Genomic DNA, 13,525 nt, shown 5'->3' with positions numbered 1-13,525 from the left:
CTTTATCCCCTTTTCCATCTCGTGCCTTGTGCTGTATCTTCGAGAATAATGTTCATGCTTTTCAGCTTGTCGCGAATTTCATCGGATAGCGCAAAATTGCGGTCTTTGCGCGCCCGGATGCGCTGCTCGATCAGCTCTTCCACTTCTTCATCAAGCAAGTCTTCCCCACCTGTTGTCAGACCGAGAACGTTGAACAGCTCCTCGAATTGGGAAGCAAACATCTTAATTACTTTTTCTGAAGTATTTTTCTCAAGGAGATACAGGTTAGCAAGCTTAGAGAGCTCAAACAGGACGGAAACTGCATTTGCTGTATTGAAGTCATCATCCATCGCTTCAATGAACTGGCGCTTTAGCTCACTGATCTTTTCAATCCATTCCGTGTCGTTATCAGCCAGGTTGGCGCTGGCTCCCAGGCGGTGATTCAAGTTTTGGTATGAGGTCATCAGGCGCTCAAACGCCGCCTTCGTGTTCTCCAGCAGCTCTTCGTTATAGTTGATCGGATTCCGGTAATGGACCGACAGCATGAAGAATCTGAGAACCTGCGGGTCATGCTTTTTGATGATGTCATGGACCAGGACAAAATTCCCAAGTGATTTTGACATCTTTTCATTGTCGATATTAATATAGCCATTATGCATCCAGTAGCGGGCAAAAGTTTTACCTGTCAGGGCCTCAGACTGGGCAATTTCGTTTTCATGATGCGGAAACGCCAAGTCCTGGCCTCCCGCATGGATATCAATCGTATCGCCAAGATACTCGCGGGCCATCGCAGAGCATTCAATGTGCCAGCCTGGTCGGCCTTTTCCCCAAGGGCTTTCCCATGAGATTTCCCCTTCTTTCGCAGCCTTCCATAAAGCGAAATCCATGGCGTCCTTCTTTTTCTCCCCAACCTGGATGCGGGCTCCAATCTTCAATTCATCAATCGATTGATGAGACAATTTTCCGTACTCGCCGAACTCCCTCGTACGATAGTAAACGTCTCCACCGGACTCATAAGCAAAACCTTTTTCGATGAGTGAACTGATAAACTCGATAATAAGGTCCATTGTTTCGGTCACGCGGGGATGGGCGTCAGCTTTTTTGCAGCCTAAAGCAGAAACATCTTCGAAATAGGCATTGATGAAGCGTTCGGCAATGGCAGGTACTTCTTCGCCCAGTTCCTTTGCAGCGCGGATGAGTTTGTCATCCACATCGGTGAAGTTGGAAATAAAGCGGACATCATAGCCGCGGAATTCCAGGTAGCGCCTTACCGTATCGAAAACAATCGCCGGGCGCGCATTCCCTATGTGAATGTAATTGTAAACGGTCGGTCCGCATACATACATCTTTACTTTTCCTTCTTCAAGAGGAATAAACTCTTCTTTTTGCCTGGTAAGTGTATTGTAAATTCGAATCGTCATGAGATCGGGCTCCTTTCGCTTTTCAGTTCTGCAAGTTCTTTTTTCAGTTCGTCAAGCTCCGTTTCAATATCCCTGCAACGATCTGAAACTGGATCGGGAAGATCTGAATGGTTAAGATCTTTGTTGATTTTCACTCCGTTCTGGATGACGACCCTTCCCGGTACTCCAACTACGGTTGAATTCGGCGGGACATCCTTCAATACAACAGAGCCTGCCCCGACCTTTGAGGACTCGCCGATCGTAATGGAGCCAAGGACTTTGGCGCCTGTGGCAATCAATGCGTTGTCTTTTACGGTTGGATGGCGCTTTCCTTTTTCTTTGCCTGTTCCTCCAAGCGTCACTCCCTGGTAGACAGTCACATTATTTCCGATTTCACACGTCTCCCCAATAACAACACCCATGCCATGGTCGATGAAAAACCGTCGGCCAATTGTCGCGCCAGGATGGATTTCAATTCCTGTAAAGAATCTGCTTGCCTGGGAGACTACACGTGCAAGAAAATACAATTTCCGCTTGTATAAGCCATGCGCAAGCCGGTGGGACCAGATGGCATGCAGTCCTGAATAGGTTAAAATGACTTCAAGGTAACTGCGAGCCGCCGGATCCTGTTCAAATATCACATCAATATCTTCTTTCAACATTTTAAACATTCTCAGCCCTCCCTTATTCATTCCTTCCGGCAAAGTCGCCCAAAAACGAAAAAAAGCGCCCCTGTCAATATATGACAGAGACGCATATAATGCGCGGTTCCACTCTGTTTGGGCTGCAATAAGCGGCTGCCCCAACTCAGCCTGGTAACGGGAGGTCCCGCCCCGCAATACTAAGGAATAATCCCGTTCATACAGAGGCTCCGAGGCGCATTTCAAAAAATGAGGGGCCTGAACCACTTTCAGCCGGTGATGGTTCTCTCTGAACAAGCATCATTTTCCTACTTCTCCTCTTCAACACTTTCCTAAAATTGAATTACTCTTACTATATTACATTTTCTTGTTTATGTTAACTGTAATGTCTTAAAAAATTTGTCAGCCGAGCAAGTTTGTGACTCTCTGTTTCACTTTTTCCCTGCCAAGGAGCTCAATGGCAAGCATAAGGTCCGGCCCGTGTGTTTGACCGGTTACTGCTGCCCTGATTGGCATGAACAGCTTCTGCCCCTTGTGCCCTGTTCCTTTTTGGACAGCCTTAACAGCCGCTTTAATCTTGTCTGCTGTGAATTCAGGAAGCTCCTCGATTTCGGCAAGGAATGCTTTCAGCACTTCCGGAACCTGTTCGCCGGACAATACGTCTTTAGCATCTCCCTCGTAGTCTACCTCATCGGTGAAGAATATATCCGAGAGTTTTACGATTTCTGCTCCAAAGCTCATTTTTTCATGGAACAGGGAAATTAGGCTGCGTACCCAGCGGTCTTCTTCTTCCGTACGGTTTTCAGCGATTTTGCCAGCTTTCAGAAGATGTGGGATTGCAAGCTCGGCCACTCTGTCGAGATCAGCCTTTTTCATATACTGGTTATTCATCCACTCAAGCTTCTGACGGTCAAATAGTGCAGGCGACTTTGACAGCCTTGCAGAATCAAAGATTTCAATGAATTCCTCTTTCGAGAAAATTTCTTCTTCCCCGGCAGGCGACCAGCCGAGCAGTCCGATAAAGTTAAACAAAGCTTCAGGCAAATACCCAAGTTCTTCGTATTGTTCAATGAACTGGATGATGGATTCATCCCGCTTGCTCAGCTTTTTCCTGTTTTCATTGACAATCAGCGTCATATGGCCGAACACTGGTCTGTCCCAGCCAAACGCATCATAGATCAACAGCTGTTTTGGCGTATTGGAAATATGGTCATCTCCGCGCAGGACATGCGAAATCTCCATAAGATGGTCATCGAGCACCACGGCATAATTGTACGTTGGCGTTCCGTCTTTTTTCACGATAACGAAATCGCCAAAGCCTTCGGACTCAAAAGATACTTGGCCTTTGACCATATCGTCAAACTCCAGCACTAATCCTTCCTGCACTTTAAAACGGAGGCTTGGCTGGCGTCCTTCCTGTTCAAACCGCTTCCTGTCTTCTTCTGAAAGATGGCGGCACCGGCCCGAATATTTAGGAGTCTCATTGCGGGCCAACTGTTCTTCGCGCTCTGCCTCAAGCTCTTCTTCCGTGCAATAGCACTTGTACGCATACCCTTTTTCAAGGATTTCCTGGTTGTATTCCTCGTAAATATGGTTGCGTTCCGATTGGCGGTAAGGCTCATATTCGCCTCCGACATCAATGCTTTCGTCCCAATCGATTCCAAGCCACTTCAAATAATGGAGCTGACTTTGCTCTCCGCCCTCGATATTACGTTTCTTGTCGGTATCTTCAATCCTGATGATGATTTTGCCTCCCTGGCTGCGGGCAAACAAATAGTTGAACAGAGCCGTACGGGCGTTACCAATATGTAAATGTCCGGTTGGGCTGGGGGCATAACGAACTCTAATATTTGACATAACGAATCCTCCCAAAAAAAAGCGTAAGCCTTATGCCATGTCCTCTGGGGCTGGCATAAGCAGCTGTACACTTTTCATAAAGTTTATGATTTGACTATTGTATCACTAAGCCTTGACGGAAGAAAGACACCTCGGGGTCAAACTCTTTCAAGCAGAATGACAGCCTGGGAAGCGATTCCCTCACCGCGCCCTGGAAATCCAAGCTTCTCTGTTGTCGTGGCTTTTACGTTAACCTGGTCTGCAGTCCCTTCCAAAAGCCCTGCAATCCTCTCTTTCATCCTGTCAATATACGGAGCCATTTTTGGCTGCTGGGCAATGATCGTACAATCTACGTTCACAAGCCTGTAGCCTTTTTCTTTGACAATGGACCATACATGCTCCAGAAGCCTTGCAGAGTCGGCATCCTTGAACTCGGGATCCGTATCCGGGAAGTGTCTGCCAATATCGCCTTCCCCAATTGCGCCAAGAGCTGCATCAGCAATCGTATGCAGCAGCACATCAGCGTCAGAATGCCCCAGCAAGCCTTTTTCATAAGGAATGGTGATTCCCCCAATGATAAGCGGCCGACCCTCGGTCAATATATGTACATCAAAACCTTGTCCAATACGAAACATCATCTAATACTCCTTTTATTGTTTATTCGGCCTGATCTCCCTCTTTTTCATGATTGCTTCGGCAAAATAAAGATCCTCTGGCGTTGTTAGCTTAATATTATCATAATCGCCTTCAATAATGGCGACCTTGTGCCCAAGCCGTTCCACAAGGCTACTGTCATCCGTTCCGGTAAAATGGTCTTTCTCCGCCTGTTCATGAGCTTCCCTCAGGACAGAAACGCGAAAAGCCTGCGGGGTTTGAACTGCCCACAAGCTTGATCTCTCAACCGTTTCGGTTACATGGAGGTTTTCCGCTTTCTTGATCGTGTCCTTTACAGGCACCGCAGCAATAGCGGCTCCATCCAACAGGGCAGCCTCAGCCAGCATGCGGATCGTATTTTTTTTGATAAACGGCCGCGCTGCATCATGGACAAGGATGACCTCACTAGCTGGAGCGGCCTTAAGGCCGTTAAAGACACTATCCTGTCTTTCCCGGCCTCCATGCACCAACGCCGCGATTTTCGTAATGCCATACCTGCCAAGCAGCTCTTTAAAGGACTGTTCATCATCAGGGTGGATGGTAAGGATGACTCCTGTGCACGCCTCATCAGCCTCAAATACTCTTAGTGTATGGATCAGCACTGGTATCCCTTCCAGTGTCAGTAAAAGCTTGTTTTTCCCCGCACCCATTCTCTTTCCCTGTCCGGCTGCGGGAATAATGACTACATAATCCATTACATAACTCCTATCCCTCTATAAGGCTTTCTCCAGCAGTTTAGGCTTGGCAAAAATCATCCTGCCGGCTGATGTCTGAAGAACACTTGTTACAAGAACGTCTATCCGCTTGCCGATATACTCGCGACCTTCTTCAACCACAATCATCGTCCCGTCATCGAGATAGGCGATGCCCTGGTTTTGTTCCTTCCCATCCTTGATCACCTGGATGCTCATTTCTTCTCCTGGCAGGACCACCGGCTTTACGGCGTTGGCAAGGTCGTTGATATTCAGGACGGATACACCCTGCAGTTCACATACTTTATTCAGGTTAAAGTCATTCGTGACGACAATCCCGCTCGATAGCTTAGCAAGCTTGACAAGCTTGCTGTCCACTTCCTGGATTTCTTCAAAATCACCTTCATAAATTTCCACTTTGATTTCCAGCTCTTTCTGGATCCTGTTCAGGATATCCAGTCCGCGGCGCCCCCTGTTCCTTTTAAGGACATCAGAGGAATCCGCAATATGCTGCAGCTCTTCCAGCACAAACTGCGGAATGACGATTGTACCGTCAAGGAATCCCGTCTGGCAGATATCCGCAATCCGACCATCGATAATCACGCTTGTATCGAGGATCTTCAGCGTGCCGGGATGCTCTTTTTCAGGCTCTTCATCGCTGGTTTTTTTCTTATTCTTTGAAAAAAGGACAAGAAGTTCATCCCGTTTTTTAAAGCCCACCTGAAACCCTAGGTAGCCAAACAAAAGGGTCAGCACAATTGGAGCCACAGTGTTTAGAACTGGCACCTGGATGGTATTCAGTGTAAAACCGATCAAAAAAGCTACAAACAGCCCAAAAAACAAGCCAACGCTCCCAAACAGGACGTCCGTGATCGGCGCCTTTATGAGCGACTCTTCAAACCACTTCACAAAATTCGTTACATGGTCAACTGCCCAGAAAGTAAGAAGATAAAAAATAATTGCTCCAAGTATGGCAGAAACATATGGACTGTCAACCAGGGGAACACCATCAAGGTTGACCAGCGTCAATAAATCAGGAATTAAGAATATACCAAGCGTTCCTCCGATGATAAGGAAGCAGGCTTGGATGATACGTCTTAACATCCCTTCACCTCCTTCTAATCATTATAAACATTTTCCAATATTTGAAACATGGTCTTGTGAAGATTTTTTATTGCCATCATCGAGGCACCAAGGCTATAAACAGCCCTTGTTTCCCCAGTTTTTTCGGTGTTCGGCACACCTTTAAGGTAGCACCGGATATAGGGGCTGTCAAATGATAACAAATAATGCACCTATCCGTCCGGTCCAGACAATCCTTCCTTTAAGAGCAGCGCCCGTCCAGACGTAATTAAGGCCTTAAAAAGCATTAATCCAGTGTAACCTTCAATGCTTCACTAACTGTGGATACACCGATCAGCGCGACCCCTTTCGGCGCAGTCCATCCGCCAAGGTTGTTCGCCGGCAGGATAATTCTCTCGAAGCCAAGCTTCACCGCTTCCTGCACCCTTTGTTCAATCCTGGATACCCGGCGGACTTCCCCGGTCAGTCCTACTTCGCCGATCATGCAGTCAGACGGGCGTGTTGGCCTGTCACGGAAGCTTGAAGCAATGCTGACAGCAATGGCAAGGTCAATGGCTGGCTCGTCCAGTTTTACCCCTCCAGCGACTTTTAAGTATGCATCCTGGTTGGCCAGCAGCAGCCCCACCCTTTTTTCAAGGACAGCCATCAGCAGGGATACCCTGTTATGGTCAATACCTGTTGCCATCCTCCTAGGATTCCCAAAGCTGGAAGGAGAAATTAGCGCCTGGACCTCAACAAGAACCGGCCTTGTCCCTTCCATCGAAGCAACAACCGTCGAACCTGAAGCACCCTGGGAACGCTCCTCAAGAAAAATTTCAGAAGGATTGGCGACCTCTTCAAGCCCCGATTCCTTCATTTCAAAAATTCCCATCTCGTTAGTGGAACCAAAACGATTCTTGACTGCCCGCAGTATCCGGTACGTATGGTGTCGCTCACCTTCAAAGTAAAGGACTGTATCGACCATATGCTCAAGAAGCCGCGGTCCGGCAATCGAACCTTCCTTCGTGACATGTCCGACGATAAAAATCGCAACGCCTTTTGTTTTGGCGATCCGCATCAGTTCCGCTGTACATTCCCTTACCTGCGAGACACTTCCCGGAGCTGAAGTAATGTCTGGGTGGTAAACAGTCTGGATGGAGTCCACAATAACGAACTCAGGTGACGTATTCTCGATTGTGCGGCTGATTTCCTCAAGATTTGTCTCCGAATAGATCAGGAGTTTGTCCGATGCGACTCCTAGCCGTTCAGCGCGCAGCTTGGTCTGCCTCATCGACTCCTCCCCGGAAATATAAAGAACAGAATGGTTTTTTCGGGCCAGCTGGAATGATACTTGAAGGAGCAGTGTCGACTTTCCGATCCCCGGGTCCCCGCCAATTAAAACGAGCGAGCCTTTCACCACGCCGCCGCCGAGCACCCGGTTCATTTCCATCAAGTCCGTATGGATCCGCGGCTCGCTTACCATCTTGATTGAAGTGATAGGAACAGGCTTTGCAGCTATGGCAGATGAAGCAGTCCCAGCCCCCATAAATGCCCCTCTTCTTCCCTTTCCTGCGGTCTCTGTTTCTTCCACCATCTTGTTCCATTGTCCGCATCCGGGACACTTCCCCATCCACTTTGCCGATTCATACCCGCATTCCTGGCATATAAATTTTGTTTTTCTTTTCCCCATTTCATTTCTTCCTCTCAGTAACACGTGTTCATATATAGAATATGCTACAAGCACTGCGAAAAAGCGGAAACGCCCGTTTAACGCGGTCCACTAGTCGCTAGCCGCTGCAGCTGGACAGTTATCGAAGAATAAATTTACAAGCTTTCTTCAGTTAGCAAAAAAAGCTGCTGCCCTTTACACCAAGCTGGCATTCTCACCATTATGCCGGCTTAACCAACCTCTTATAGAAAAAGAGGTACACGTTATCCGTATACCTCTTTATTATAATGGAAATCTCTTACCTGTTCGCAGCTTTCTCTACTGTTTTTACGGTAAACTCCCCATTTTCTACATCAATCAAGACATTTTGCCCGGTTAGGACAGTACCTTTAAGCAGTTCTTCCGAAAGCTGGTCTTCGATATGCTTCTGGATCGCCCTGCGAAGCGGCCTTGCTCCATATTCAGGATCGTATCCTTCCTCGGAAATTTTCACTTTTGCAGCTTCGGTAAGTTCAAGATGGATATCCTGCTCCTCTAGCCGCTTAACAAGCTGATCCGACATAAGGGTAACAATCTTTTTAAGATGTTCTTTCTCCAAAGCATGGAACACGATAATTTCATCAATCCGGTTCAGGAACTCAGGGCGGAAAGCTTTTTTCAGCTCTTCCATGACTTTACCCTTCATATCCTTATAATCCTGTTCCCCATCCTGAATGTTAAAGCCCACATACTTATTTCGTTTCAAGGCTTCCGCACCAACGTTTGAAGTTAAAATCAGGACTGTGTTCCGGAAATCAACTGTCCGTCCCTTTGAATCCGTCAGCCTTCCGTCTTCAAGCACCTGCAGGAGGATATTGAAAACATCAGGATGCGCTTTTTCAATTTCATCCAGCAAGATGACGGAATACGGCTTCCTGCGGACTTTTTCAGTCAGCTGGCCGCCCTCATCATAGCCGACATAACCCGGAGGTGAACCTACGAGCCTTGAAGTCGAATGCTTTTCCATGTATTCGGACATGTCGATGCGGATCATCGCATCCTCATCGCCAAACATGGACTCAGCAAGCGCTCTTGCAAGTTCCGTCTTTCCTACGCCTGTAGGGCCGAGGAAAATAAAGGAACCAATCGGCCGTTTTGGATCCTTGAGGCCGGCACGTGCACGGCGCACAGCCTTGGAAACAGCTTTTACCGCTTCTTCCTGCCCGATCAGGCGGGAATGAAGGATTTCCTCAAGCTTCAGCAATTTATCGGTTTCTGTTTGAGCCAGTTTGGAAACAGGCACTCCCGTCCAGCTTGACACAACATGGGCGATATCTTCCACTGTGACTTCGCTGTTTTCTTTGCCCTGTTTTTCTTTCCATGTCTTCTTCGTATTATCAAGCTGCTCACGCAGGCGCTGTTCTGTATCGCGCAGCGAAGCGGCTTTTTCAAACTCCTGGCTTTGAACGGAGGCATCCTTTTCCTTGCGCACTTCCTCCAGCTTCATTTCAAGCTCTTTCAGATTAGGAGGCGTTGTATAGGAGCGCAGGCGTACTTTCGATCCAGCTTCATCGATTAAATCAATCGCTTTATCCGGAAGGAAGCGGTCTGAAATATAGCGGTCCGAAAATTTAACGGCAGCATCAATCGCTTCGTCCGTAATCGATACCCGGTGATGAGCTTCATAACGGTCACGCAGCCCTTTTAAAATCTGGATGGACTCTTCTGCGGTCGGCTCATCCACTGTGATTGGCTGGAACCGCCTTTCAAGCGCTGCATCTTTTTCAATGTATTTCCGGTATTCATCAAGCGTTGTTGCCCCAATGCACTGGAGCTCGCCGCGAGCAAGGGATGGCTTCAGGATGTTGGAGGCATCAATGGCCCCTTCTGCCCCGCCTGCACCAATCAGCGTATGGAGTTCATCAATAAACAAAATGATATTTCCAGCCTGGCGGATTTCATCCATGACCTTTTTCAGCCGGTCTTCAAACTCACCGCGGTATTTGGTGCCTGCAACAACAGTCCCCATGTCTAGCGTCATAACGCGTTTGTCCCTAAGGATTTCAGGTACTTCATTGTTGACAATCTGCTGGGCAAGGCCTTCTGCAATCGCCGTTTTCCCGACACCAGGCTCACCAATCAGGACTGGGTTATTTTTTGTCCTCCTGCTAAGCACCTCGATGACCCTCTGAATTTCTTTGCTTCTGCCAATGACGGGGTCAAGGCTGCCTTCCCTTGCGATCGCTGTAAGATCCCTGGCAAGGCTGTCGAGTGTAGGCGTGTTTGCGTTTGCCGACCCGCCTCCCTGGCCCCCTGATGTTTCATTACTTCCCAGGAGTTGGAGCACTTGCTGACGGGCTTTATTAAGGCTGACGCCAAGATTGTTGAGGACGCGTGCCGCAACGCCTTCGCCTTCGCGGATGAGTCCCAGCAAAATATGTTCTGTTCCTACATAGGAGTGGCCTAGTTTTCTTGCTTCATCCATTGATAATTCAATGACCTTTTTGGCCCGAGGGGTATAGTGAATGGTTTGTGCCCCTTCTTCTCCCCGGCCGATCAGATTCTCCACTTCTTTCTGTATTTTCTCAGCCCCAAGGCCCAAACCGTACAACGCTTTAGCCGCGATTCCTTCCCCTTCGCGCACAAGCCCGAGCAGGATGTGCTCAGTCCCAATATTGCTGTGCCCAAGGCGGATTGCTTCTTCCTGTGCCAATGCCAGTACCTTCTGCGCTCTCTCTGTAAAGCGTCCAAACATCATAATACCCATCCTCCTTATTGTTCTTTTATTTCCATCTTTAAACGTTCTCTGATCATGGCAGCCCTTCGGATGTCCCTTTCATCAGGCCTCAGGGGTCCGCCTGCATACTGCTGCAAAAAGCCCGGCTGAGTAAGAATCATCAATTCATTTAAAATATTTTTCGATATATCTTTTAAATACCCCATATCTATACCAAGCCGTACATCTGACAAGCAGCCAGCTGCTTCCTTCGTCTCAATGATCCGGCTGTTCGCAAGGATTCCGTATGACCGGAAGATTCTATCTTCTAATTGTATGTTAGAGGTCTTCGCTAATGCTTCACGTGCTGATCTTTCTTGAGAAATTAGCTGTTTAACAACACTCTTTAAATCTTCCACAATGTCATCCTCGGATTTACCCAACGTTATTTGGTTGGAAATCTGAAAAATATTCCCCAGTGCTTCACTGCCTTCACCGTATATACCCCTTACCACCAAACCAAGCTGGTTAATCGCCGGTACAATCCTGTTTATTTGCTGTGTTAAGTACAGGCCGGGCAGGTGCATCATAACGGATGCCCTTAGGCCTGTGCCTGCATTCGTAGGACAGCTTGTTAAATAGCCGTACTTTTCATCAAAAGCATAATCAAGGCTTTCTTCCATCAAATCATCAATTTCATTGGCAGCTGACAGCGCTTCTGACAGTTGGAACCCAGGGAAGAGACATTGAATCCGGATATGATCCTCCTCGTTAACCATAATGCTGTACTCTTCATTTTCTGATAAAAGACACGCACCGTGCCGTGAATTCTCTGCGAGATGCGGACTTATTAGATGCTTCTCAACAAGCACACGTTTCTGAAGCGGCTGAATATCATTCATTTTCACCATTTCAAAACGTGAGGCGCCCGGGTGGGAGCCGCTATTTGCCCATTCTTCCACTGCTGCTGTAACCTTGAATGCTTCTTCATTTGTGGCAAGCGTCGGAAAATCAAACTGGCTTAAATTCCTTGCCAGCCTGATCCTTGAGCTAAGGACAATATCCGAATCGGGTCCTTCTGTGCTCATCCATGAACTTACGGCCTGGCTGATAAATCGTTCCAGTGACAAGTTACTCCCCTCCCCTGTGCTGCTCGGCGAGTCTCTTTTCCAATGCACGAATTTCGTCCCTCAGCTCTGCTGCTTTTTCGAATTCCTCTTTCGAAATCAGCTCTCCCAGTGTTTCCTTAAGGGCTGTTAAATTCCGTTGCATGCTGATGGTCCCGCCTGCTCTTTTCGGGATCTTTCCGTTATGGACAGAGTTTCCGCTGTGAAGCCTCCTGATGATCGGTCCCAATTGCTCTTTGAACGTATCATAGCAATGGGCACAGCCAAAACGGCCGATTTTCACAAATTGTGGATAAGTCATATGGCAGCGGCTGCATTGAATAATTTCTTCCTGGTGAAAATGTTCCTTAGTATTTGGCTGAAGAGCGGGTTCAATATTTAGAAGTCCTGCAAGAAGATGATTTAGTGAAAAACCATGCCCTTGGTTCATCATAAACATTTCTCCTTTCTCATGTGCACATCGCTCACATAAATGAAGTTCCGTCTTTTCACCATTGCTGAAATTTGTAAAATGCAGTGTTGCCGGTCTTTGATTACATTCCTGGCATATCATGCTTTCACCTCTCCAGCTCAATTCATATTATTTATATTTAAGAGCCACCAGCATTGCATTCAGCATTCTTGCCCGCAGTTCATCCCTCTGCGGCAAATCGATATGGATGACTGAACGGTCCAGGACACTAAGCATAATCTTCGCCTCCCGTTCCGTAATCACCTCTTCTTCGATGATCCGTTTAATAATATGCTCGGCATTTGCTTGGGTTACGCGGTGGTTGACCAATGACAGCAGCTGATCAATCAGATTTGCGTGATCATATAATCTCACTCTCATGATGCGGATATATCCGCCGCCGCCGCGTTTGCTTTCCACCATATATCCCCGCTCAATTGTGAACCTCGTATTGATAACGTAATTAATCTGGGATGGCACGCATTGAAATTTATCGGCGATTTCACTTCGTTTAATTTCAACGAGTTCTTTTTCGCTCATCTCCAAAACCTGTTTCAGGTATCTTTCAATGATATCCGATATATTCCTCACAAAACCTCCCCCATTCTGACTTTAGCATTCCTTAGCCACCAGTCCTGACTTTGACTATCTTTGACATTAATTATACATAACTTTTTCATACGATGCAATTCATGCGGCACTTCTATCTTATCCAGAAATATGTAAAGTGAAACCTGGCGCGGGGAGGTTAAGTATTTTCTACCCGCCCACATTATGCGGGAAACCATTCTACGCTGAATTGAAGGATTTTCTATAGGGAGGGGGTTAGATTACGGAAGTTGAGGAGGCTGAGTTTTTGCTTGTTGGGAAAATGATCGAATCCAGCAGGATAGTTGATATCTGTAAAAGTCTCCAGCTTGCCGGAATGTTAGAAAAAAGTGTTTTGGTCTTAATTTCTCGTTTGGACCTGTGTCTGATGGGGAATTTTTTTGTAGTTCTATAACTAGGGATAAGACTGAATGGGGTGATGCGTGCGGTGAGCTTTTAATAAAGCCAGCTGCAGGAACAACAACTTCCAACCTGGATAATACGTGTTGTAGCTTTTTGTAAAATCTGCTGCTTATACAGCGGTTTTCGGTTTGGCGGAAGTTCCTGCTCATTTGTGGTTGGCTGGATTTTTGTGATATCAACCAACTTTCGCCAGATATCAACCATCCTCTGAGCTAAATCAATCAACTTGGAGCGGATATCGACCATCTGTTGTGAGATATCAACCAACCCCACCAGCCGCCCGCTTTCAAACTGAAACAACAAAAAAA

12 protein-coding genes and 1 other annotated feature are annotated in these 13,525 nt (G+C 47.2%); all 12 genes read right to left on the bottom strand.

All coding sequences use genetic code 11. The annotated features are described in order from the left end of the window. Window positions 1-2 precede the first annotated feature (2 nt). Window positions 3-1,400, bottom strand: coding sequence for a cysteine--tRNA ligase (gene cysS, locus D1970_RS07510; RefSeq protein WP_119112272.1), 1,398 nt, complete (start codon window positions 1,398-1,400; stop codon window positions 3-5). Next, entirely contained in the window at window positions 1,397-2,050 is a 654-nt protein-coding gene (gene cysE, locus D1970_RS07505) for a serine O-acetyltransferase (protein WP_119112348.1), read from the bottom strand. Before cysE ends, cysS begins: the two co-directional genes overlap by 4 nt. Window positions 2,051-2,123: 73 nt before the next feature. Then, window positions 2,124-2,354 (bottom strand) — a binding site (T-box leader). A 68-nt stretch (window positions 2,355-2,422) separates the two neighbouring features. After that, on the bottom strand, window positions 2,423-3,877 hold the full coding sequence (gltX, locus tag D1970_RS07500) for a glutamate--tRNA ligase (RefSeq protein WP_119112271.1): 1,455 nt from the start codon (window positions 3,875-3,877) through the stop codon (window positions 2,423-2,425). Window positions 3,878-4,014: 137 nt separating this feature from the next. Next, the gene (gene ispF, locus D1970_RS07495; protein WP_119112270.1) at window positions 4,015-4,491 is read right to left on the bottom strand and encodes a 2-C-methyl-D-erythritol 2,4-cyclodiphosphate synthase; all 477 of its coding nucleotides are present in this window, start codon (window positions 4,489-4,491) and stop codon (window positions 4,015-4,017) included. 15 nt (window positions 4,492-4,506) lie between these two features. Then, complete coding sequence (gene ispD, locus D1970_RS07490; protein WP_119112269.1) at window positions 4,507-5,205, bottom strand: 2-C-methyl-D-erythritol 4-phosphate cytidylyltransferase; 699 nt, start codon at window positions 5,203-5,205, stop codon at window positions 4,507-4,509. A gap of 18 nt (window positions 5,206-5,223) precedes the next feature. Then, entirely contained in the window at window positions 5,224-6,306 is a 1,083-nt protein-coding gene (locus tag D1970_RS07485) for a PIN/TRAM domain-containing protein (protein ID WP_119112268.1), read from the bottom strand. 265 nt (window positions 6,307-6,571) lie between these two features. Further along, window positions 6,572-7,954 (bottom strand): DNA repair protein RadA, encoded by a 1,383-nt coding sequence (radA, locus tag D1970_RS07480; RefSeq protein WP_119112267.1) that lies wholly within the window; start codon window positions 7,952-7,954, stop codon window positions 6,572-6,574. A 277-nt stretch (window positions 7,955-8,231) separates the two neighbouring features. Then, window positions 8,232-10,670: an ATP-dependent protease ATP-binding subunit ClpC gene (gene clpC, locus D1970_RS07475; protein WP_119112266.1), complete on the bottom strand. Its 2,439-nt coding sequence runs from the start codon at window positions 10,668-10,670 to the stop codon at window positions 8,232-8,234. A 14-nt stretch (window positions 10,671-10,684) separates the two neighbouring features. Then, a complete protein-coding gene (gene mcsB, locus D1970_RS07470; protein WP_119112265.1) occupies window positions 10,685-11,758 on the bottom strand; it encodes a protein-arginine kinase McsB in 1,074 nt (357 codons plus the stop codon). 1 nt (window position 11,759) lies between these two features. Beyond that, window positions 11,760-12,308, bottom strand: coding sequence for a protein-arginine kinase activator protein McsA (mcsA, locus tag D1970_RS07465; RefSeq protein ID WP_119112264.1), 549 nt, complete (start codon window positions 12,306-12,308; stop codon window positions 11,760-11,762). 27 nt (window positions 12,309-12,335) lie between these two features. Next, a complete protein-coding gene (locus D1970_RS07460; protein ID WP_119112263.1) occupies window positions 12,336-12,797 on the bottom strand; it encodes a CtsR family transcriptional regulator in 462 nt (153 codons plus the stop codon). Between the two features lie 453 nt (window positions 12,798-13,250). After that, window positions 13,251-13,525, bottom strand: a 275-nt coding sequence (locus D1970_RS07455; protein ID WP_220453196.1) for a hypothetical protein, incomplete at its 5' end; no start/stop codon positions are given.

The organism is Mesobacillus zeae, from assembly GCF_003570705.1.
GTDB classification, from domain to species: domain Bacteria; phylum Bacillota; class Bacilli; order Bacillales; family Cytobacillaceae; genus Mesobacillus_C; species Mesobacillus_C zeae.
This window is presented reverse-complemented; position numbering and strand designations above follow the sequence as displayed.